At 70.5% G+C, this 19,520-nt stretch carries 19 protein-coding genes, 1 tRNA gene and 1 pseudogene; 9 read left to right on the top strand and 12 right to left on the bottom strand.

The genetic code is table 11. The features are described 5' to 3' along the window. Positions 1 to 125 precede the first annotated feature (125 nt). Genes AB0M82_RS43660 through AB0M82_RS43645 form a run of 4 tightly spaced genes read left to right on the top strand, consistent with a single transcriptional unit; the run spans position 126 to position 4,994 of the window. Positions 126 to 1,088, top strand: a complete 963-nt coding sequence (locus AB0M82_RS43660; RefSeq protein ID WP_364735328.1) for a 4-(cytidine 5'-diphospho)-2-C-methyl-D-erythritol kinase — start codon at positions 126 to 128, stop codon at positions 1,086 to 1,088. After that, a complete protein-coding gene (locus tag AB0M82_RS43655; protein WP_364735326.1) occupies positions 1,085 to 1,492 on the top strand; it encodes an ASCH domain-containing protein in 408 nt (135 codons plus the stop codon). Before AB0M82_RS43660 ends, AB0M82_RS43655 begins: the two co-directional genes overlap by 4 nt. A gap of 4 nt (positions 1,493 to 1,496) precedes the next feature. Then, entirely contained in the window at positions 1,497 to 3,260 is a 1,764-nt protein-coding gene (locus tag AB0M82_RS43650; RefSeq protein ID WP_364735324.1) for an ABC-F family ATP-binding cassette domain-containing protein, read from the top strand. Positions 3,261 to 3,305: 45 nt separating this feature from the next. Next, on the top strand, positions 3,306 to 4,994 hold the full coding sequence (locus AB0M82_RS43645; RefSeq protein WP_364735322.1) for a fatty acyl-AMP ligase: 1,689 nt from the start codon (positions 3,306 to 3,308) through the stop codon (positions 4,992 to 4,994). A gap of 112 nt (positions 4,995 to 5,106) precedes the next feature. Here AB0M82_RS43645 and AB0M82_RS43640 read toward each other — a convergent pair whose 3' ends face one another. From AB0M82_RS43640 to AB0M82_RS43625, 4 genes are all read right to left on the bottom strand, one after another. Continuing rightward, positions 5,107 to 5,463 carry a DivIVA domain-containing protein gene (locus AB0M82_RS43640; RefSeq protein WP_364735320.1) on the bottom strand — a complete coding sequence of 119 codons (357 nt, stop codon included), beginning with the start codon at positions 5,461 to 5,463 and terminating at the stop codon, positions 5,107 to 5,109. A gap of 171 nt (positions 5,464 to 5,634) precedes the next feature. Beyond that, on the bottom strand, positions 5,635 to 5,961 hold the full coding sequence (locus AB0M82_RS43635) for a DivIVA domain-containing protein (protein WP_364735318.1): 327 nt from the start codon (positions 5,959 to 5,961) through the stop codon (positions 5,635 to 5,637). Positions 5,962 to 5,982: 21 nt separating this feature from the next. Next, positions 5,983 to 6,576 (bottom strand): aminoacyl-tRNA hydrolase, encoded by a 594-nt coding sequence (pth, locus tag AB0M82_RS43630; protein ID WP_364735317.1) that lies wholly within the window; start codon positions 6,574 to 6,576, stop codon positions 5,983 to 5,985. A 9-nt stretch (positions 6,577 to 6,585) separates the two neighbouring features. Continuing rightward, positions 6,586 to 7,185 carry a 50S ribosomal protein L25/general stress protein Ctc gene (locus AB0M82_RS43625; RefSeq protein ID WP_364735315.1) on the bottom strand — a complete coding sequence of 200 codons (600 nt, stop codon included), beginning with the start codon at positions 7,183 to 7,185 and terminating at the stop codon, positions 6,586 to 6,588. Positions 7,186 to 7,533: 348 nt separating this feature from the next. Between AB0M82_RS43625 and AB0M82_RS43620 the strand changes: the two genes are divergently transcribed. Together AB0M82_RS43620 and AB0M82_RS43615 are read left to right on the top strand one after the other, a co-directional pair. After that, entirely contained in the window at positions 7,534 to 8,649 is a 1,116-nt protein-coding gene (locus tag AB0M82_RS43620) for a hypothetical protein (protein ID WP_364735313.1), read from the top strand. 99 nt (positions 8,650 to 8,748) lie between these two features. Next, positions 8,749 to 9,390: an NAD(P)H-binding protein gene (locus AB0M82_RS43615; protein ID WP_364735311.1), complete on the top strand. Its 642-nt coding sequence runs from the start codon at positions 8,749 to 8,751 to the stop codon at positions 9,388 to 9,390. On the opposite strand, the gene AB0M82_RS43610 is transcribed toward AB0M82_RS43615, so the two are convergent. The 5 genes from AB0M82_RS43610 to AB0M82_RS43590 all read right to left on the bottom strand — a co-directional run bounded on the left by AB0M82_RS43610 (position 9,384) and on the right by AB0M82_RS43590 (position 14,738). Next, the gene (locus AB0M82_RS43610; protein WP_364735309.1) at positions 9,384 to 10,250 is read right to left on the bottom strand and encodes a TIGR03621 family F420-dependent LLM class oxidoreductase; all 867 of its coding nucleotides are present in this window, start codon (positions 10,248 to 10,250) and stop codon (positions 9,384 to 9,386) included. The genes AB0M82_RS43615 and AB0M82_RS43610 overlap by 7 nt on opposite strands. A gap of 64 nt (positions 10,251 to 10,314) precedes the next feature. Continuing rightward, positions 10,315 to 11,295 carry a ribose-phosphate diphosphokinase gene (locus AB0M82_RS43605; RefSeq protein WP_364735307.1) on the bottom strand — a complete coding sequence of 327 codons (981 nt, stop codon included), beginning with the start codon at positions 11,293 to 11,295 and terminating at the stop codon, positions 10,315 to 10,317. After that, positions 11,292 to 12,764: a bifunctional UDP-N-acetylglucosamine diphosphorylase/glucosamine-1-phosphate N-acetyltransferase GlmU gene (gene glmU, locus AB0M82_RS43600; protein ID WP_364735305.1), complete on the bottom strand. Its 1,473-nt coding sequence runs from the start codon at positions 12,762 to 12,764 to the stop codon at positions 11,292 to 11,294. Before glmU ends, AB0M82_RS43605 begins: the two co-directional genes overlap by 4 nt. A gap of 110 nt (positions 12,765 to 12,874) precedes the next feature. Next, positions 12,875 to 14,629 carry a GGDEF domain-containing protein gene (locus AB0M82_RS43595; protein WP_364735303.1) on the bottom strand — a complete coding sequence of 585 codons (1,755 nt, stop codon included), beginning with the start codon at positions 14,627 to 14,629 and terminating at the stop codon, positions 12,875 to 12,877. Positions 14,630 to 14,666: 37 nt separating this feature from the next. Continuing rightward, a tRNA-Gln gene (locus tag AB0M82_RS43590) sits at positions 14,667 to 14,738 on the bottom strand. 207 nt (positions 14,739 to 14,945) lie between these two features. Between AB0M82_RS43590 and AB0M82_RS43585 the strand changes: the two genes are divergently transcribed. Together AB0M82_RS43585 and AB0M82_RS43580 are read left to right on the top strand one after the other, a co-directional pair. Beyond that, positions 14,946 to 15,911, top strand: coding sequence for an acyl-CoA desaturase (locus tag AB0M82_RS43585; RefSeq protein WP_364735301.1), 966 nt, complete (start codon positions 14,946 to 14,948; stop codon positions 15,909 to 15,911). Between the two features lie 194 nt (positions 15,912 to 16,105). Further along, complete coding sequence (locus AB0M82_RS43580) at positions 16,106 to 16,699, top strand: TetR/AcrR family transcriptional regulator (RefSeq protein WP_364735336.1); 594 nt, start codon at positions 16,106 to 16,108, stop codon at positions 16,697 to 16,699. On the opposite strand, the gene AB0M82_RS43575 is transcribed toward AB0M82_RS43580, so the two are convergent. Both AB0M82_RS43575 and AB0M82_RS43570 read right to left on the bottom strand, forming a co-directional pair. Continuing rightward, the gene (locus AB0M82_RS43575; RefSeq protein ID WP_364735334.1) at positions 16,696 to 17,085 is read right to left on the bottom strand and encodes an NUDIX domain-containing protein; all 390 of its coding nucleotides are present in this window, start codon (positions 17,083 to 17,085) and stop codon (positions 16,696 to 16,698) included. The genes AB0M82_RS43580 and AB0M82_RS43575 overlap by 4 nt on opposite strands. Further along, positions 17,040 to 17,588, bottom strand: a complete 549-nt coding sequence (locus AB0M82_RS43570) for an isochorismatase family protein (RefSeq protein ID WP_364735299.1) — start codon at positions 17,586 to 17,588, stop codon at positions 17,040 to 17,042. The genes AB0M82_RS43575 and AB0M82_RS43570 overlap by 46 nt, the downstream gene beginning before the upstream one ends. Here AB0M82_RS43570 and AB0M82_RS43565 point away from each other — a divergent pair. Next, positions 17,538 to 18,055 (top strand): annotated as a pseudogene (locus AB0M82_RS43565) (SDR family oxidoreductase). The gene AB0M82_RS43570 and the pseudogene AB0M82_RS43565 overlap by 51 nt on opposite strands. 232 nt (positions 18,056 to 18,287) lie before the next feature. Here the strand turns inward: AB0M82_RS43565 and AB0M82_RS43560 are convergent. After that, entirely contained in the window at positions 18,288 to 19,469 is a 1,182-nt protein-coding gene (locus AB0M82_RS43560; RefSeq protein WP_364735297.1) for a PQQ-dependent sugar dehydrogenase, read from the bottom strand. Positions 19,470 to 19,520: the final 51 nt, after the last annotated feature.

Genomic DNA, 19,520 nt, shown 5'->3' with positions numbered 1-19,520 from the left:
GCGTTCGGTGCGTCAGACGCACCGAACGCCACATTGGGGCGCTTGGGGTCAGCGGCTGCCGCGTGGAAGGACCGGCCCTTTCTCCTGGCCGGAGTGCGGCCGGTGCGGGCACGTAGGCTGGTCGGGTGCTCGCCGTAGTTCCGCCCCCAGTCACCGTCCGGGTCCCGGCCAAGGTCAACCTGCACCTTTCGGTCGACGACCTGCGCGAAGACGGTTACCACGAGCTGGTGACCGTGTTCCAGGCGCTGTCGCTGACCGACGAGGTGACCGTCGCGGTCACCGAAGAGCCCGGCATCGAGGTCTACGGCGAGGGCGAAGGCGCCGTCCCGACCGACCGCGGCAACCTGGCCTGGCGGGCGGTCGAGGCGCTGGCCGCGTACGTCGGCCGCGCCGGCGAGCCGAAAGTCCGGGTCGTGCTGCGCAAGGGCATCCCGGTCGCCGGGGGCATGGCGGGCGGCAGCGCCGACGCGGCCGCGACCCTGGTCGGGCTCGCGAGCCTGTGGAACCTCGACGTCACGCGGGACGAGCTGGCCGGGATCGCCGCCGAGCTGGGCAGCGACGTCCCGTTCGCGCTCTACGGCGGTACCGCGCTGGGCACCGGGCGCGGCGAGCGGCTGGTCCCGGTGCTGTCGCGGCACACCTTCCACTGGGTGCTGGCCTTCGGCGCCGACGGGTTGTCGACGCCGAAGGTGTTCAAGGAGCTGGACCGCCTGCGTGCGGACGGCAACCCGCCGAGGATCGGCTCGCACACTCCGGTCGTCGAGGCGCTGGCCTCGGGCGACCCGCGCCAGCTGGCACTGCTGCTGGGCAACGACCTCCAGGCGGCGGCGGTTTCGCTGCGGCCCGAGCTGCGCCGCACGCTCCGGGCGGGCGTCAACGCGGGCGCGCTGGCCGGCACGGTGTCCGGCTCCGGCCCGACGTGCGCGTTCCTGTGCGAGGGCGCGCAGTCCGCGGTGGAGGTCGCCGCGGAACTGTCCGGCGCGGGGGTGTGCCGCACGGTCCGGGTGGCGCACGGCCCGGTTCCCGGCGCCCGCGTGGTCGGCGGTGACGACGCGCCGCGCCCGGCACCACCGCGGGTGCACGCATGAAGCACGCCGAGTTCGCGTTCCCCGGCCCGCTGCGGGACAAGCTGGTCGCGGCGATCCTGCGCGGGGAAAAGACGTCGACCACCGGACTGGTCGCCGAGTACGAGAAGTGCGGCGAAGAGCTGCCGTCCGTCGGCGAGCGCGAGCTGATGATCGACTCGGCAGGCGAAGGGGTCGCGGTGCTGGAGACCACCGAGGTCCGCGTCCTGCCACTGTCCGAAGTGGACCTGCAGCACGCCCTCGACGAGGGCGAGGGCTTCACGAGCGTCGCCGAGTGGCGCGCCGATCACACGGACTACTGGCAGAGCGCCGAAATGCGCGCGGCCATGGAAGATCCGGAATTCACCGTGGACGACACGACCCTGGTCGTGGCGACGCGGTTCGTCATCGTGGAAAGGATCGGCTGAGCGGATGGCCAACCTGGTCAACCTGGAGGCGGTGAGCAAGTCCTACGGGGTGCGCCCGCTCCTGGACGGCGTGTCGCTGGGCATCGCGGCCGGGCAGCGCATCGGCGTCGTCGGCCTCAACGGTGGTGGCAAGACCACGCTGCTGGAAGTCCTTTCCGGACTGGCGGAGCCGGATTCCGGGCGGGTGAGCCACGTCGGCGGCCTGCGGATGGCCGTGGTCACCCAGCGGACCGAGCTCCCGGACGGCAGCACGGTCGGCGACGTCGTGCTCGAACGCTACGGCGCCGAGCACGAATGGGCGGCCGACGCGCGCGTACGGTCCATTGTGGACGGGCTGGGCATCACCGCGATCGGGCTCGGCAAGCCCACCGCGAACCTCTCCGGCGGTGAGCGGCGCCGGGTCTCCCTGGCCGCCGCGCTGACCGGCGAGCTCGACCTCGTCGTGCTCGACGAGCCGACCAACCACCTGGACGTCGAAGGTGTCCGCTGGCTCGCCGACCACCTGCTGGCGCGCCGGATCGCGGTCGTGGTCGTCACCCACGACCGGTGGTTCCTGGACACCGTCGCGACCCTGACGTGGGAGGTCGCGAACGGCCGCGTCGAGCAGTACGAAGGTGGTTACGCCGACTGGATCTTCGCGCGCGCCGAGCGGGCCCGGCTGGCCGCGACGGCCGAGGAGAAGCGGCAGAACCTGGCCCGCAAGGAGCTGGCGTGGCTGCGCCGCGGCCCGCAGGCGCGCTCGTCGAAGCCCAAGTACCGCATCGAGGCAGCCGAAGCGCTGATCGCCGACGTCCCGCCGCCGCGCGACTCCGTCGAACTGCAGGCCTTCGCGAAGCGGCGGCTCGGCAAGACCGTGCTGGAGCTGGAAGACACGACGTACGCGGTGGGCGGGCGGACGCTGCTCGACCACGTCACGTGGCGGGTCGGGCCGGGCGACCGGATCGGCCTGGTCGGCATCAACGGCTCGGGCAAGACGTCCCTGCTGAAGCTGCTCGGCGGTGACGTCGAAGGCTCGACCGGGCGCCGGATCGAGGGCAAGACCGTCGCGCTCGCGCACCTGCGCCAGGAACTCGACGACCTGCCCGGCGACCTGCGCGTGCTGCAGGCGATCGAGCAGGTGGCCGGGCGTGTCGTGTTCGGCAAGCAGGAGCTGACGGCGTCGCAGCTGGGCGAGAAGCTCGGCTTCCCGGCGGCCCGGCAGTGGACGCCGGTCGAGGACCTCTCCGGCGGCGAGCGGCGCCGGCTGCAGCTGTGCCGGCTGCTGATGGCCGAGCCGAACGTGCTGCTGCTCGACGAGCCGACGAACGACCTGGACATCGACACCCTGCAGCAGCTGGAGGACCTCCTCGACGGCTGGCCGGGCACCATGGTCGTCGTCTCGCACGACCGCTACCTGGTGGAACGGGTCTGCGACACGATCGTCGCGCTGTTCGGCGACGGCCGGATCACCCACCTCCCCGGCGGCATCGAGGAGTACCTGAACCGCCGCGCGGCGGCGAAGGAGGTTTCGGGCCCGGCGCAGTCGGCGGCGAAAACGGAGGCGAAGAAGTCCGCGGCGGACCTGCGGGCGGCGCAGAAGGACCTCGGCCGCCTCGAGCGCAAGCTCGACCAGCTGCACGCCAAGGAGGAGAAGCTCCACGCGGCGCTGCTGGAGGCGGCGACCGACCCGGCGAAGCTGATGGAGCTCAACGCCGAGCTGAAGGGCGTCAAGGGCGAGATCGAGGACGTCGAAGGTCGCTGGCTGGCGACGTCGGAGCTGCTGGAATGACCTGTGGTGGGCGGGTCCCGGTACCCGGACAGTAATCTGGCGCCCATGAGCAGGTTCGTGGACACGCTCGTCGCCACCGCGACGGCGCGAGGTCAGCAGCGTGGCATGGTCACCGGGGAGCCGAAGGAGCCGGTCCGGCGGACCTGGGGCGAGGTGCACGAGGAAGCCCGGCGGATCGCCGGCGGGCTCGTCGCGGGTGGGTTCGGGCGCGGGGGTGCCGTCGCGGTGCTGGCCGCGGCGCCCGTGCTGATCGCGCCGACCGTGCAGGCCGTGTGGCTGGCCGGCGGCAGCGTCACCATGCTGCACCAGCCGACCCAGCGCACCGATCTCGCCGAGTGGGCCGAAGACACCGTGCGGGTGCTCGGGATGATCGGCTCGGACCTGGTGTTGCTGGGCGAGCCGTTCGACCAGCTGGCCCCGGTGCTGGAGGAGAAGGGCATCGGCTTCAAGCTGATCACCGACCTCGCCGCCGCCGAGCCGCTCGCCGACGTCGTCGCGACCGACGAGGGCGACACCGCGCTGCTGCAGCTGACGAGCGGTTCCACCGCCGATCCGAAGGCCGTGCGGATCACCTACGGGAACCTGTACTCCAACGTCAAGGCCATGGTCGAGCGGGCGGAGTTCGACTTCGACGTCGACGTGATGGTGTCCTGGCTGCCGACGTTCCACGACATGGGCATGGTCGGCTTCCTGACCGTGCCGATGACCTTCGGCGTCGAGCTGGTCAAGATCACGCCGGTCGAGTTCCTGACCGGGCCGCTGATCTGGCCCGAGCTGATCACGAAGTACCACGGCACGACCACGGCGGCGCCGAACTTCGCGTACGCGATCGTCGGGCGCCGGATGGCCCGCGTCGAGGACGACAGCGCGTACGACCTTTCGAAGCTGCGGATCGCCCTGAACGGCGCCGAGCCCATCGACGAGACCGCCGTCCAGACCTTTGTGGACGCCGGCGCCCGGTTCAAGATGCCGGCGGAATGCGTGTTCCCGGCCTACGGCATGGCGGAGGCGACGCTCGCGGTGTCGTTCGCGCCGCTGTTCACCGGGCTCACGCTCGACGTCGTCGAGGCGGACGCGCTGGAGGCCGACAACCGCGCCGTGCCGGTGCCGGAGGGTGACCCGCGGCGCGGCACCGACAGCGTCCGGTCGTTCGCGCTGCTCGGCCGTCCCCTGGACGGGCTGGAGGCGGAGATCGTCAACGACGCGGGTGCGCGGGTCGGCGAGCGTGAGGTCGGCGAGATCCGGCTGCGCGGCGAGGCCGTGACGCCCGGCTACCTGACCATGGACGGCCCGGTCGGCACCCAGGACGAGGCAGGCTGGCTGAAGACCGGCGACCTCGGCTACCTGGTCGACGGTCAGATCGTCATCTGCGGCCGCCGCAAGGACGTCATCATCATGGGCGGCCGCAACCTGTACCCGACGGACATCGAGCGCGCGGCGATGGCGGTCGAGGGCGTCCGCGCGGGCAACGCGGTGGCGGTGCGGCTCGACGCCGGCAGCCGTCGCGAACGCTTCGCGGTGGTCGTGGAGTCGAAGCTGGCGGGCGACGCCGAGGCCGAGAAGAGCCTGATGAAGCAGGTGTCGGCCCGCGTCCGCGACGCTGTCGACATGCGGCCGTACGCGGTGGTGGTGCTCCCGGCGGGAAGCCTCCCGAAGACGCCGTCGGGCAAGGTCAAGCGAGCCGCGACGGCGGCCCAGTTCGCGGACAAGATCAAGAAGAACGCGGACGCCTGACCGCTTGGGCCCATGCGCCCCAATGTGGCGTTCGGTGCGTTGGACGCACCCAACGCCACATTGGGTGCGCTGGACGCACCCAATGCCACATTGGGGCGCTTGAGAGCCCGGGTCAGTGTTGGGGGATGCGCTCGGCCGGGAGCGTCGGCGGGGCGGCGCGCTCCGCCGTGGCTTCGTGCTCCGCGCGGGCGCCCGGGAGGTCCGGAGCGTGGCCTGTGCGTGCCGCGAGCTGTTCCTCCACCTGGTCGAGGAAGATGTCGACCTCGCGCTCGTCGTAGCCGCGCTTGCCGATGAGGGGCTTCGCGAACATCACGTGGTGCACTTCGGCGGCGGTCAGGTCGTCCTCGTCGGCGAGCGTCTTGGCGATCCGCCGGACGAACTCGTCGACCTCGTGCTTCGCGTAGCCGCGGCGGCCGATCGGGGCGTTACCGAAGGTGACGTCGGCGAGGTCTTCGGCGGTGAACGACATCGAACTCTCCGATTCCGGGAGTGGACGGGTGCGAATTCCCGCCTCCGTCCTAACCCGTGGCCGGGCCCGCCGGAAGAGCCTGCCCCGAAGCTCACCCCATGGGCGGGCTCGCGTCCACCTTCGAGTGAGCTGGGACTACCCAGCGCCAGGTGGCCGGTTCACCCCCCGAGCTCAGGTGCGACCGAACCATTTCCGGGGTCCCGGCGGTCGCTGGTCCTCGACCACCCGCGGCGGCGGAGGCGGCGGGTTCCGCATGGCGACCAGCGCCGCTTCGGCCTCGTCGAGGAACAGGTCGACCTGCGCCTGGTCGTAACTGCGCATGCCGACCGGCATGATCGTGAACTCGACGTAGTGGATGTCGTCGGGGGTGAGGATGTTCCGCCCGGCCAGCGCCTCGGCGATCAGGTCGAGGAACGCGTCGACCTCGTCCTCGTTGTAGCCGCGACGGCCGAACCGGGGTTTGCCGAACGCGATCGCCCGGACTTCGTCAGGGGTCATGGCTTCACCTTGCCACCCATGTCAGCCCGCGTGGAAGGAGTTCTGCGCGGCCGCGAGGCCGGTGCCGATCAACGCCTCGGTCGCGTCCGCGCATCGGTCCACTTCGAACGGGAGCTCCTTGCGCTCGACCGTCGAAAAGTCCTTCAGCACGAAGTCGGCCGGATCCTGACGGCCGGGCGGGCGGCCGATCCCGAACCGCACCCGGTAGTAGTCGCGGGTGCCCAGCGACTTCGTGATCGAGCGCAGTCCATTGTGGCCGTTGTCGCCGCCGCCGAACTTGAGCTTCAGCGTGCCGAAGTCGACGTCCAGCTCGTCGTGCACCACGATCAGGCCGGACGGCGGCACCTTGTAGAACCGCGCCGCGCCGACCACCGGTCCGCCGGAGAGGTTCATGAACGACCTCGGTTTCACCAGCACCACGCGGCACCCGGCCAGCCGGCCTTCGAGGACTTCGCCGCCGGACTTGTGCGTCTTGAACTTGCCGCCGATCCGGGCGGCGAGCTCGTCCAGCACCATGAAACCGACATTGTGCCGGTTTCCGGCGTACTGGGGTCCGGGATTGCCGAGGCCGGCGAGCAGGATCAGCTCGCCGGCCCCGGGCAGGTCTTCCGTCATGCGGTGATGTTATTCGGCGGCTTCGGCCGGCTCTTCGCCCGCTTCGGCCTCGTCGCCGGCCTCTTCACGCTGCGGCTCGTTGACGGCCACGACCAGCGACTCGGGGTCGGTGACGAGGGTGGCGCCCTGCGGCAGCTGGACCTGGCCGGCCAGGACCTGGGCACCGATCTCGAGGCCCTCGATCGAGACCTCGAACTGCTCCGGGATGTGCAGCGCCTCGACCTCGACCTGCAGGGTGTCGACGTCCTGGTTGACCAGGCCGCCGGGGCCCGGGTTGCCGGTGACGACGACGGGGACGTCGACGACGATCTTCTCGCCGCGCTTCACGACCAGCAGGTCGACGTGCTCGATGTAGTTCTTCAGCGGGTGGACCACGATGGTCTTGGTCAGGGCCAGCTCGACCGAGCCCTCCAGGTCCAGCGTGATGACGGCGTTGGAGCCGTTCTCGCGGACGACGCGGGCGAACTCGATGGCCGGCAGCGCGAAGTGCCGCGGGTCCGAGCCGTGGCCGTACAGCACGGCGGGGATCTTGCCGGCGCGACGCGTGCGACGCGCGGCGCCCTTGCCGAACTCGGTGCGCGGCTCGACGGACAGACGTACCTCGGACACGGTGTGGCACTCCTTCAAATCACGAACATGGTGCGGTGAACAGCATGCTGCGGCGGGGGATGCGGGTTGTTCTGTTCAGGCGGTTGCGTTCGGCGGCGAGTTTTCCGGGCGTGCACGACAGCCGGGGGCTACTCCGAGCCGCCGCGTCGATCACGCCGGGCACCCCATCAGGGCCCCGCCTCGCCGAGACAACCTCAAGAGTGTAAACCAACCTCATCACGGTGGGTTGCGGCGGGTGCCCGCGCCAGGCTAGAACCTCCTGGACCCCGGTGCGTGACGACACAAATCCGGTGGCGAAACTTCACCGGTCGAGGTGTGCTCGGCGCAGCGGGAGAGCAGGGGGCGGAAATGCGGGCTCGACGGAGCAGAGTGGCGGCGGTGCTGCTGCTGGGCGGACTGCTGGCCGGCTGCCAGGTGGCGGTCGCCGGCACCGCCGGTGTCTCCTCGGCCGACCAGGAGACGGCGAACCGGCGTGCCGAGCAGCGCGCCGCGGTCGACGCGGCCCTCACCGCGCTGGCCCAGGCCCCCGCGCTGGCCCTGAAGTCCACGACCAAGGGCGCCGAACAGCAGTTCCGGATCACCCGTGGCGGCACCGCCGTCGGCGGCCTGCCGCTCGACGGGCGTGTCGTCCAGGTGGCGGCCGCGGGCGCCCAGTTCTACCTCCAGGCCGACGCCGACTACTGGAAGGCGCACGCGATCGACGAAAGCACGCGGTTCGGCACGAGCTGGGTGCGCTCGCTCGGCTCCGAACTGCCCTTCGACCCGGTCGCCCGGTTCGCGCCCGCCGCGCTCGCCGACGGCCTGCGTCAGGCCTTGGCGGCCCTCGACGGGCTGAGCAAGCCGGTGAAGGCGAAGCTCCCGGACGGCACCGAGGTCTACCAGCTCGGCGCCGCACCGAGCGTCCTGAGCGTCACCACGGCCCAGCCGAACCGCGTGGTCGCCTTCGCCCCTTCGCTGCTCGACCCGCAGGCCGGGCCGAAGTTCGGCGCCGAGTTCCGGGTCAGCTCGCTCGCCGGGGACACGCTGAAGGCGTTCCACACCGACCTCGACGCCGTCGTCGGCGGCATGGGGCAGCCGTTCGAGGGGCTCGTGCAGGCCAGCGCCGTGGTCACGAACGACAAGCTCGACTGCAAGGACTTCGTCGGCTCCTGCACGACGACGGTCGACGTCTCCAACAGCGTCGTCGGCTCGCCGTCCTCCGGCGAAAAGAGCGTCGTGCACATCAACCTCACCGTCGAGGTCAGCGCCGATTCCCTCGGCGCCCAGACCTGCACGGCGGCCGGCGACGCCGAGCCGTACGCGACGATCAAGCTGTCCTGCACGGTCAAGTTCAAGCTGCCCAACCGCACGGCGAGCTACCAGGTGCTGTCCAAGCCGAACGCGACGGCGGAGGTCCGCGCGGCCCTCGACGCCAACGCGGTGAAGCAGAAGGTGGCCGCGGAGTTCGCGAGCCTGGGCGGCTGACCTGGACACCTACCTCCAGGTGCGTTGCTTCCGTTGAAGTAGGTGATCTTCCGTTCCTAGCATCGGCCGTGACAGCCGACTTCGGATGGGAGAAAAGACATGGCCAAGCTGGTGGTTTTCGGGGCGACCGGGTACGCCGGGGGCAAGATCGGCGCCGAGGCGCTGCGACGCGGGCACGAGGTGGCCGGCGTCGCGCGGAACACCGGCTCGGTGCCCGACGGCGTCGACGCGCTGCAGGGCTCGCTGCACGACGAGGAGTTCGTCGCGCAGGTCACCAAGGACGCGGACGTCGTCGTGGTCGCCACCCCGGCCCGCGAGATCGACGGCAAGAAGCTGATCGACGCCGTGCCCGCGCTGGCGCGGATCGCACGCGAGAACGGCGCCCGCCTGTCGTTCGTGGGCGGCGCGGCGAGCCTGCACGTCGCCGAGGGCGGCCCGCGGCTGTTCGACACCCCGGAGTTCCCGGCCGAGTACAAGGAGGAGGCCGGCAACCACGCCGAGGTGCTTTCCTTGCTGCGCGAGCAGGACGAGGACCTCGACTGGTTCTACGTCAGCCCCGCCGCCGTGTTCGGTTCGTGGGCGCCGGGCGAGCGCACGGGCGAGTTCCGCATCGGCGGCGACGTCCTGCTGACCGACGAGAACGGCGAGTCGAAGATCGGCGGCGACGACTACGCGATCGCGTACGTCGACGAGATCGAGCAGCCGAAGCACCGCCGCGCGCGCTTCACGGTCGCTTACTGAAGTTCCCGGATCACCGGGGCGAACGTCTCGAGGTACGGCTCGAAAACCGTGATGTACGAGAAGCCGTAGCGCTCGCGCCGGGTTTCGAGCTGTCCGGCGATCTCCTCGACCGTGCCCAGCAGCAGCTGAGGCACGTCGAGGAGTTCGTCGACGCTCTTGGCGGTGCTGCGTTCGGTTTCCTCGTGCCACGCCTCCGCCGCGGCCCGCCGGTCGTCGGTCACCACGACCCGCTGCACCAGCATGTTGTATTCGACTTCCCGGCCTGATCGGGACCGGAAGTACGAGACGCGCTCGTCCATCGCCTCGGCGTTGTCGAGCTTGAGCGTGCCCGGTGGCTTGCCGGGTTGCTGCCGCAGCCCGGCGAACCCGACGACGTCGGCGTGCTCGGCGGCCAAGTCCAGTACGCCATCGCTGTTACCCGCGATGAGCAGCCGGGGCAGCTCGAGGCCCTCGTCTTCGAAGTGTTTTCGCAGATACCCAATGCTCTCGCCGAGGTAGGCGATCCGCTCGGACGCCTTCCGCCACGGCAGCCCGGCGGCGTCGAACTCGGCCTTCTTGTTCCCGGCGCCGAGCCCTAAATCGAGCCGACCGCCGAGCAGCGCGGCCGTCGTGGAGGCGTCCCGCGCGAAGAGCGCGAGGTTGTAGAAGGGCACGTTGAACACGAGCGTGCCCAGCCTCGGCCGTTCGGTGACGGCGGCGGCCATGGCCAGCACCGGGAACGGCGCGTACCGCCCGGTGCCGAGGTGGTCGGACACGGTGATGACGTCGTAGCCGAGCTCCTCGGCCCGGCGGCACTTCGCGATCCACGCGTCGCGGCTGCCGAATTCGCGGAGGCTGATGCCGAACTTGAACTTCCCCATGATCGGCACGCTAGCCCGCGTGAGGTCCGCCGGGCGCCGATTTCGCGCCCGGCGGAAGAGAACCTCAGGCGTTGCCGTCGAAGAGCGACGTCACCGAGCCGTCCTCGAAGACCTGCTGGATGGCCTCCGCGAGCATCGGGGCGATCGACAGGACCGTCAGGCCCTCGAACCGCTTCTCCTCGGGGATCGGCAGCGAGTTCGTCACGATGACCTCGCGCGCCTTGCACTGCGCGAGGCGCTCGGTCGCCGGGTCCGAGAGGATGCCGTGGGTCGTCGCGATGACGACGTCGGCCGCGCCCTCGTCGATCAGCGCTTCCGTCGCCTTCACGATCGTGCCGCCGGTGTCGATCATGTCGTCGATCAGGACGCAGAGCTTGCCCTCGACCTTGCCGACCACGCGGTTGGCCACGGCCTGGTTGGGCTTGTCCGGGTCGCGCGTCTTGTGGATGAACGCGATCGGCCGGTCGCCCAGCGTCTGCGCCCACTTCTCGGCCAGCCGCACGCGGCCCGAGTCCGGCGAGACGACGGTGATGTCCGCTTCGCCGTAGGTCTTCTTGATGTGCTCGGCCAGCACGGTCTGCGCCATCAGGTGGTCGACGGGGCCGTCGAAGAAGCCCTGGATCTGCGCGGTGTGCAGGTCGACCGTCATGATCCGGTCGGCGCCCGCGGTCTTGAACAGGTCCGCGATCAGCCGGGCCGAGATCGGCTCGCGGCCCTTGTGCTTCTTGTCCTGCCGCGCGTACGGGTAGAACGGCATCACCACGGTGATCCGCTTCGCGCTCGCCCGCTTGAGCGCGTCCACCATGATCAGCTGCTCCATCACGTACTCGTTGATGGGCGTGGTGTGCGCCTGGATGACGAAGGCGTCGGTGCCGCGGACGGACTCCTCGAACCGGACGAACAGCTCGCCGTTGGCGAACGTGTGGGCCGTCTGCGGGGTGATCGTCACGTTGAGGTGCTGGGCCACCTCGTCGGCGAGCTCACGGTGCGCGCGCCCGGAGAAGAGCATGAGGTTCTTCTTCGGCGTGCCTTGCTTCGGACTCATGCTGGCGGCTCCCGGTCGGTTCCTGCTGCTGAATCGGCGTCGAGGGCGGCCTGGGCCGCCTCCGCCGCGGGTGTACCCGGCCGGCGGCGGATCGCCCAGCCGTCGATGTTGCGCTGCGGCGGCGCCGACACCGCGAGTGTGCCCGGCGGGACGTCTTCGCGGATCACGGCACCCGCACCACTGTAAGCGCCGTCACCGATGTTCAGCGGCGCGACGAAGGTGTTGTCCGCGCCCAACCGGACATGCGACCCGATAACGGTCCGGTGCTTGTTCACGCCGTCGTAGTTCACGAAGACACTGGAGCAGCCGATGTTGCTGTGCTCGCCGATCGTGGCGTCGCCGACGTAGGTCAGGTGCGGCACCTTGGTGCCCGCGCCGATGTCGGCGGCCTTCGTCTCGACGAACGCGCCGAGCTTGCCCTTCTCGCCCAGCTTCGTGCCGGGCCGCAGGTAGGTGAACGGGCCGACGTTGACGCCGTCGCCCAGCTCGGAGTCCGAGCCGTGCACGCGCACCACCGAGGCGCCCGCGCCGACCCGCACGTTCGTCAGCGTGCTGTCCGGGCCGACCGTGCTGCCCTCGCCGACCGACGTGGTGCCCTTGAGCTGCACGCCCGGCTCGATGACGACGTCACGGGAGAGGGTCACGCCGGCGTCGATCCAGGTCGATGCCGGGTCGACGACGGTGACGCCCTCACGCTGCCAGCGCTGGACGATCCGGCGGTTGAGCTCGGCGCCCAGCACCGACAGCTGGACGCGGTCGTTGATGCCCTCGGTCAGCCACGGGTCGTCGACGACCAGCGCGCCCACGTGCAGGCCGTCGCGGTTCGCGATGCCCAGCACGTCAGTGAGGTAGAGCTCGCCCTGGGCGTTGTCGGTCGAAAGGCGCGAAAGGCCGTCGCGCAGCACCGCGGCGTCGAAGGCGTAGACGCCCGAGTTGATCTCGGCGATCTCCGCCTGCGCCGGGGTGGCGTCCTTGTGCTCGACGATCCCCGTGACCTTGCCCGCCGCGTCGCGCACGATCCGGCCGTAGCCGGTCGGGTCCGCGACCACCGAGGTGAGCACGGTGACCGCGTTCTTCGCCTCGGTGTGCTCGTCGAGCAGCGCGCGCAGGGTCGCGGTGTCGAGCAGCGGGACGTCGCCGTAGCTGACGAGCACGGTGCCGGTGAGGTCGGCGGGCAGGGTGGCGAGCGCGCAGGACACGGCGTGACCGGTGCCCTTCTGCTCGGCCTGCACGGCGGTGCCGACGGGGCGCCCGAGGGCTGCCCCGACCGCGGCCAGCCGCTCGCCGACCGCCTCGCGGCCGTGGCCGATCACCACCACGAGGTGTTCGGGGTCCAGGCCGGCGGCGGCCCGGACGGCGTGCTCGACAAGGGGGCGCCCGGCGATCGGGTGCAGCACCTTCGGTGTCGAGGAACGCATGCGGGTGCCTTCACCCGCGGCGAGGATCAACGTGCTCAGCGGGCCGCTCAACGACGCTCCCAACGATGGCTCCGGTCGTCACTTTCCCTATGAAAGGGTTCCGGAGGGCGCGCCTCCGGAACACTTTCATAGGGAAAGTGCGCTTTGGTCGGTGACCGATCCTAACCGGGCTCTTCGGCGTCCCACGCGGGGTCGGTGGGAGGGGCCTCGCTCGCCCACGCGGTGGCCGGGTCGGCGGCCATCGAGTTCGCCGACGCCACCTGGTTGCCGCCGCCGCGTTTCGCCTGGTACATGGCCGCGTCCGCGCGGGCGAGGACCTGCTCGCCGCGTTCCTGCGGCCGCAGCGAGACGAGCCCGATCGACAGCGTGACGCCGTGCGAAAGATGGTGCGGCAGGCCGGCGACGGACTTCACCGCGCGGCCCAGCGCCATCTTCGCCGCGGACGCCGGGGTGCCCGGGAGCAGCACGATGAACTCGTCGCCGCCGTACCGCGCGACCAGGTCGTCGCCGCGCAGGGCGTCACGAAGCGTGCTCGCGACGACACGCAGCACGTTGTCGCCTTCGGCGTGGGACTGCTTGTCGTTGACGCCCTTGAACCCGTCGAGGTCGACCAGCGCGACCGCGAGGGGCTGCGCGTCGGCCGACGACGCGAGCTGGCGCAGCTTCTCGTCCAGCGCGCGCCGGTTCGGCAGGCCGGTGAGCGGGTCCTGCAGCGCCTGCTGGGTGATCGCGCCGTGCTCGGCGGACAGCCGCTCGTGCTCGCGGCGGGCGTTCAGCGTGGCGATCTGCGACTCGCGCAGGCTCCACATCTCGGACTCGAGCCGCGTCGCGTAGTCGATCAGCGACTGGCTGGCGCCGGACGCGTAGTCCGGGCTGGTGTCGAGCCGGGCCAGCTCGCGGGCGATGTTCAGCCGCATCGACGGCTGTGAGTTGTCGTCGGCCAGCCAATCGCGGGCGTTCCTGAGCACGCTGAGGGCGTCTTCGCGGTGGCCGTCCTTGTCCAGGCAGCGGGCCAGCGCGATGGCGACGATCTCGCGTTCGCCCGGGTAACCGTTGCCTTCGTGCAGCTTCCGGAGCCGGTCGATCTGGTCGCCGCTCGGGTTGTGCAGCGCCTGCGCCGCGGCGAGGACGCCGACCTGGTCGACAGCCGGGACGTTCGCCATCCGCGGGAACAGCGACTCGGTGAACGGGCCCTCGGCGGCGACGGCCATGGACGCAGCGGTGCGGAACTTCTCGGCGCTCTCGTCGTACTCGTCGATGCGCTCGAGCCGCAGGCCCCAGCCGAGCAGCATCTTGACGCGGTTCATCAGCTGCAGCGTGATCTCGTGCGGGCTCGCGCTCTCGCGGATCGCGGCGGCGGCCCGGCCGATGACCTCCTCGGCGGCTTCGTACACGCCGAGCTGGTTGAGCACGAGCCAGCAGTCGTTCAGCGTCGACCACAGCGTCCGGTTCCAGGCGCGGATGCTGACCTGGCGGCTCGGGATCGCGGAGTCGTCGAGGATGGCCAGCGCGCGGGCGATCTCGGTGAGTGCCGGGTCCTCCTGCGCGGCGATCACCAGGCGGCGGCCGCGCAGCGCGTGGGCGTCGGCCCGCAGCAGGGCCAGGCCGTGGCGGCGGGTGTGCGCGAGCATCTCGTCCAGCCGGGGCTCGGCCTCGGCGGCCAGGCCCTTCGTGATCAGCCGGGCGATGGCCGAAGCGCGCAGGAGCTTCGCGACCATCGTCGGCTCGCCGCGCCGCTGGGTCTCGTCGAGCAGTTCGTCCATCTGCGCGACGATCTGGAGCTGCTGGGTGTAGTCGACGCGTTGGACCGCGGCGATCAGCTCCCGCGCGCGTCCGACGAGCCAGGCATCGGACATCTCGGCCAGCGCGGGGCGTCTGGCCGCCACCGGGTCGGTCGCCTCGTCAGTCAGCGCCAACCTCCCGGTTTCGTGGGGTTTCGGGTACCTTCCGCAGCTCCGCCGCCAGGATTCGAACCTGAACTGTCAGAACCAAAATCTGAAGTGCTGCCGATTACACTACGGCGGATCGATCCTGGTCAGGATAGCGACGATCGGGTGTCGTCCGCGCGCGGGATGCGTTATCGGCGCGTCCGCTGGGTACCCCTGTTCCGAAGGGACCCGTGTGTGGGTTCGGGCACTCCCCAGCCGCCCGAACCTCCTGTACCGTAACTTACGGCATCGTAGGTTAGGTCACCCTTCATCAAGGGTGCCTGTGCAGGAAGAAGTGAAGCGTATGACGGCCACGCTCGACCGTTCTCAGTCCGCCGGGGACTCTCCGGCTTCGAAGGGCCCCAAACCCGTCACCGAAGGCACGCGCGGCATCGGCGTGCAGCTGTCGGTCTACTTCGGCGTGATCGCGCCGCTGGTGGCGCTGCTGGTCGCGGTGCCGTTCGCTTGGGGCTGGGGACTGAGCTGGGTCGACGTCGGCATCTTCGTGGTGTTCTACGCGATCAGCGGGCTCGGCATCACGGTTTCCTACCACCGCTACTTCACGCACGGCTCGTTCAAGGCCAAGCAGTGGCTGCGCGTGGTCATGGCCATCGCGGGCAGCATCGCCCTGCAGGGCCCGGTGATCACCTGGGTCGCCGACCACCGCCGCCACCACGCGTTCTCCGACCGCGACGGCGACCCGCACTCGCCGTGGGCGTTCGGCACCTCGCCGTGGGCCATCGCCAAGGGCTTCTGGCACGCGCACATGGGCTGGCTGTTCGAACGCGACCAGACCAACGCCGAGCGCTTCGCGCCGGACCTGGTGAAGGACCCGGCGATCAAGAAGGTCGACGACCTGTTCTGGCTGTGGGCGCTGGTGAGCCTGGTGCTGCCGGCGATCCTCGGCGGCCTCATCTCGTGGTCGTTCTGGGGCGCGGTGACGGCGTTCTTCTGGGCCGGGCTGGTGCGCATCTGCGTGCTGCACCACGTGACCTGGTCGGTGAACTCGATCTGCCACATGATCGGCGAGCGCCCGTTCGCCGCGCGCGACAAGTCGGCGAACTTCTGGCCGCTGGCCATCTTCTCGTTCGGCGAGTCGTGGCACAACCTGCACCACGCCGACCCGACGTCCGCGCGCCACGGCGTCAAGCGCGGCCAGATCGACATTTCCGCGCGGCTGATCTGGATCTTCGAGAAGTTCGGCTGGGTGCACGACGTTCGCTGGCCGACCCCGCAGCGATTGGCCCGAATCGCCACGGAAAAGAGCTAGTCACGGTGCCGACTGTTGCCAATCCGACCACAGCCACGGCCGCATGGCTTCGTCACAACGGTTACGTGCGGTGTGGGGGGCGGCCTACTTTTGGCCGGATTAGCAACTAGGCTGCCCCGATGGCGGCGAGACGACGTTCCAAACGTGAGCAGGTCACCGGGGCTCGTCCGGCCGCCCCGGTGACCCGCGTCCGGATGACCGGCACCGAGCGACGTCAGCAGTTGCTGAACGTCGCGCGGGCGCTGTTCGCCGAAAAGGGTTTCGACGGCACGTCGGTCGAGGAGATCGCGCACCGCGCCAACGTGTCGAAACCCGTGGTGTACGAGCACTTCGGCGGCAAAGAGGGCATCTACGCGGTGGTCGTCGACCGCGAAACGCAGCTGCTGCTCGACCGGATGGTTTCGACCCTCCACGGCGGTCACCCGCGGGCGATGCTGGAACAGGCGGCGACGGCGTTGCTGTCGTACGTCGAGGATTCCCATGACGGCTTCCGGATCCTGGTCCGCGATTCGCCGGTGGCGAGTTCGACGGGGACGTTTTCCACGGTGCTGAACGACATCGCGAGCCAGGTCGAGCACATCCTGGCTCAGCAGTTCGGCGCACTCGGCTACGACGAGAAGCTGGCGGCGCTGTACGCGCAGGCGTTGGTGGGCATGGTGGCGCTGACCGGTCAGTGGTGGCTGGACGCGCGCAAGCCGAAGCGCGACGAGGTCGCGGCGCACCTGGTCAACCTGGCTTGGAACGGGTTGTCGCACCTGGAGCACAAGCCCAAGCTGCGCCTGGCTTAGGTGAGCCGGCCCGTCTCGCGCAGGTGGTCGAAGATGATCTTGTCCACCGCCGAGACCTTCTCCCGGTCCGCGTAGCCCAGCCACGCGATCTCTTCGATCTCGCTGCTCGCTTCCGGCGTTCCGGTGTACTCGGCGGTGTAGCAGGTCAGCCGGACCACCGTGCCCGCCGCATGGCCGTGCGCCTGCGCTTCGAACGTTCCCGCGGCGGCGATCGACTCGGGCGTGATCGTCACGTCGAGTTCCTCACGGATCTCGCGCACCAGCGTCTCGGCGTCCGTCTCGCCCGGCTCGCGCTTGCCGCCCGGCAGGTAGTACACGTCCTTGCCGCGGGACCGCGTGCTCAGGATCCGGCCGTCGACGAGGTGCAGCCAGGCGATCTTGTCGATCGCGCCAGCCCCGCCAGCGCCTCATCCGTCGTCACGACCGTGCCGAGCCGCGGGAAGATCTTCGTGATGGCGTTCTCGTGGGAGATTTCGGAAAGCGCGGTCATCGCGTCCGACACCGCGACGGTCTCGTAGCCGTGGTCCGCGGCCGCGCGCAGGGTCGACTCGACGCCGAACTCGGTGGCGATGCCGCCGAACACCACGGTGCGCACGCCCGCGCCGCGCAGGAAGTCGTCCAGGTCCGTGCCGGCGAAGCCGCCGATCGTGTACTTCGTGACGATCTTGTCGTCCTGCGCGTCGAACACCAGCTCGCTGCCCGGCGGGTTGTCCGGCCGCGACACCTGGACGATGACCACCGGCGCGCCCGCCTTCCGGAAGGCGTTCCGCAGCCGCAGCGAGTTCGCGACGACTTCTTCGCCGCTGTACGGCGTGGTCGGCAGCGTCACGATCCGCTCCTGGAGGTCGACGAGCACAAGGGCGGAGGTGGCCGGGTCGATCTTGGTCATGCCCCGATCGTAGCGGCGGCCTTCGCCGGGGGCGGCGACCGCGTCACGATCACCGGACGCCGGGAGAAAGTGCTCACCGAGGCCGCGACGCTCTTGGGCGCGCGGCCGGTCGTGTTCGACGCCGCTGATCCCGCGGCCGTCGAAGCCGCACTGGCGGAGTTGCCGGACCGGATCGACGTGCTCGTCAACAACGCCGGGGGCAATACGGACTTCGTCGGCGACGGTGACGGTGACGGTTTGGCCGGCTTCGCGGCCGCGTTCGAGCGGAACCTCCGGTCCAATGTGGTCAGTGCCGCGCGCACACCGGCGCCGGTTCGTACGGCGCCGCGAAGGCCGCGGTCGAGGGCTGGAACGTGAGTGCGGCCAGGGACGTCGCCGCCGTGGTGACGTTCTTGGCGAGCCCCGCCGCCGGGCACGTCACCGGCCAGGTGGTGCACGTCAACGGCGGGGCTCACCTGGGCAAGTAACGGCTTTGGGCCGGGGTTCGACTCCGGAAACCGGGCTGGAATGCCGGCCCCCGATCGTCAGGTCGGCGGTGACGATCGGGGGCCGGCGCGGTGTTGCCGCGGGAACGCTTTCTTCGGACCGCGTCCAACACGCGTCGGTGGCGGGCGAAAACTTGTGGCGCTCACCATGTTCCGCGCTCGACGCTGCCCGCGACAGTGCTCACGGCACCGGCTCGGTGTGCCTTTTTCATGATCAGGCCGGCGTGACCTTCAGCAGCTTGTCGTCGGTGCCGTCGGACGTCGTCACGTACAGGGCGCCGTCCGGGCCGCTGCGGGCCGTGCGCAGGCGGCCGAACTTGTCGTCGAACTCCGGCGGCAGCGTGACGTCGAGGACCTTGCCCGCCGCGTCCAGGTGGTACAGCAGCAGCTTCTGGCCCTTGAGCGCGACCACGACGAGCGCGCCGTCGTTCGGGCCCCACTGCGCGCCGGTCAGGAAGGCGTTGCCGCTGATCGCCTCGGTGATCTTCCCGGACGTCCACAGTGGACTCACCGCGTCCGGGAACCGCTTGAGGTCGGTCATCGGCACGCTCTCGTCGTAGCTGGACTCGGTGCCGCCCTGCGACGGGTCCCAGCCGTAGTTCGCGCCCGGCTTCAGCAGGTTGATCTCGTCGTCGAACGTCGGCCCGTGCTCGGCGGTGATCACCTGGCCGCTGCCCGGCCGGATCGCCACGCCCTGGACGTTGCGGTGGCCGTAGGTGTAGATCAACCGCTCGCGCGGGTCCGCCGAGGAGATGAACGGGTTGTCCGGCAACGGCTTCCCGGTCTTGGCGTCCAGCCGCAGCACCTTCCCGCCGAGGGAGTGGCGGTCCTGCGCGACGGTCGGGCGGGCGGTGTCGCCGGTGCCGACCAGCAGCGCGCCGTCCGGCGCGAACGTCGGGCGGCAGCCGGAGTGCCGGCCGCTCGGGTTCACCGGCAGGCCGGTGAGCAGGTCCTTGACGCGGGTCGCGCTCGCCCCGTCTTCGGCCAGCCGCCACGTGACCAGCCGGATGTCGACGGCCTTGCCGCCCTCCTTGTGGTCCTGGCAGGTGATGAACTCGCGGCTGGTCGCGAAGTCCGTGCTGACGACCATGCCGAGCAGCCCGCCTTCGCCCTGCACCAGGACGTCGGAGAAGTCGGCGCGGACCTCGGTCGTCGCGCCGTCGCGGATCAGCGCGAGCTTGCCGGGCCGCTGGGGCACGAGGATGCCGCCGTCGGGCAGGAAGCCGATGTCCCAGCCGTGCTGGAGCCCCCCGGTCACCGTCGTGACCGTGAACTTCCCGGTCGACGCCGCGGGGGTGGCCGCCGGCGGGACGCTCTGGACGGGCGCGCTCGCCGCCCCCGAACAGCCCGCGACCAGCACGGAAGCCACACCGATGAGACCCAGCACACGCCGCATACCGCTCATCCTGCCAGCAAGCGGTGAAATCGCCGTTCACTGCGGGGCGGG

Source organism: Amycolatopsis sp. NPDC051128, assembly GCF_040682715.1.
In the GTDB taxonomy this organism is placed as follows: domain Bacteria; phylum Actinomycetota; class Actinomycetes; order Mycobacteriales; family Pseudonocardiaceae; genus Amycolatopsis.
Note: the sequence above shows the minus strand (reverse complement) of the source record. Positions and strands in the feature narration are given on the sequence as shown.

Coding starts and splice junctions, on each gene's coding strand:
- AB0M82_RS43560 (WP_364735297.1), bottom strand. CDS start 19,469: ATGCGGCGTGTGCTGGGTCTCATCGGTGTGGCTTCCGTGCTGGTCGCG.
- AB0M82_RS43585 (WP_364735301.1), top strand. CDS start 14,946: ATGACGGCCACGCTCGACCGTTCTCAGTCCGCCGGGGACTCTCCGGCT.
- AB0M82_RS43615 (WP_364735311.1), top strand. CDS start 8,749: ATGGCCAAGCTGGTGGTTTTCGGGGCGACCGGGTACGCCGGGGGCAAG.
- AB0M82_RS43610 (WP_364735309.1), bottom strand. CDS start 10,250: ATGGGGAAGTTCAAGTTCGGCATCAGCCTCCGCGAATTCGGCAGCCGC.
- AB0M82_RS43605 (WP_364735307.1), bottom strand. CDS start 11,295: ATGAGTCCGAAGCAAGGCACGCCGAAGAAGAACCTCATGCTCTTCTCC.
- AB0M82_RS43655 (WP_364735326.1), top strand. CDS start 1,085: ATGAAGCACGCCGAGTTCGCGTTCCCCGGCCCGCTGCGGGACAAGCTG.
- AB0M82_RS43650 (WP_364735324.1), top strand. CDS start 1,497: ATGGCCAACCTGGTCAACCTGGAGGCGGTGAGCAAGTCCTACGGGGTG.
- pth (WP_364735317.1), bottom strand. CDS start 6,576: ATGACGGAAGACCTGCCCGGGGCCGGCGAGCTGATCCTGCTCGCCGGC.
- AB0M82_RS43580 (WP_364735336.1), top strand. CDS start 16,106: ATGACCGGCACCGAGCGACGTCAGCAGTTGCTGAACGTCGCGCGGGCG.
- AB0M82_RS43620 (WP_364735313.1), top strand. CDS start 7,534: ATGCGGGCTCGACGGAGCAGAGTGGCGGCGGTGCTGCTGCTGGGCGGA.
- AB0M82_RS43645 (WP_364735322.1), top strand. CDS start 3,306: ATGAGCAGGTTCGTGGACACGCTCGTCGCCACCGCGACGGCGCGAGGT.
- AB0M82_RS43640 (WP_364735320.1), bottom strand. CDS start 5,463: ATGTCGTTCACCGCCGAAGACCTCGCCGACGTCACCTTCGGTAACGCC.
- AB0M82_RS43635 (WP_364735318.1), bottom strand. CDS start 5,961: ATGACCCCTGACGAAGTCCGGGCGATCGCGTTCGGCAAACCCCGGTTC.
- AB0M82_RS43570 (WP_364735299.1), bottom strand. CDS start 17,588: ATGACCAAGATCGACCCGGCCACCTCCGCCCTTGTGCTCGTCGACCTC.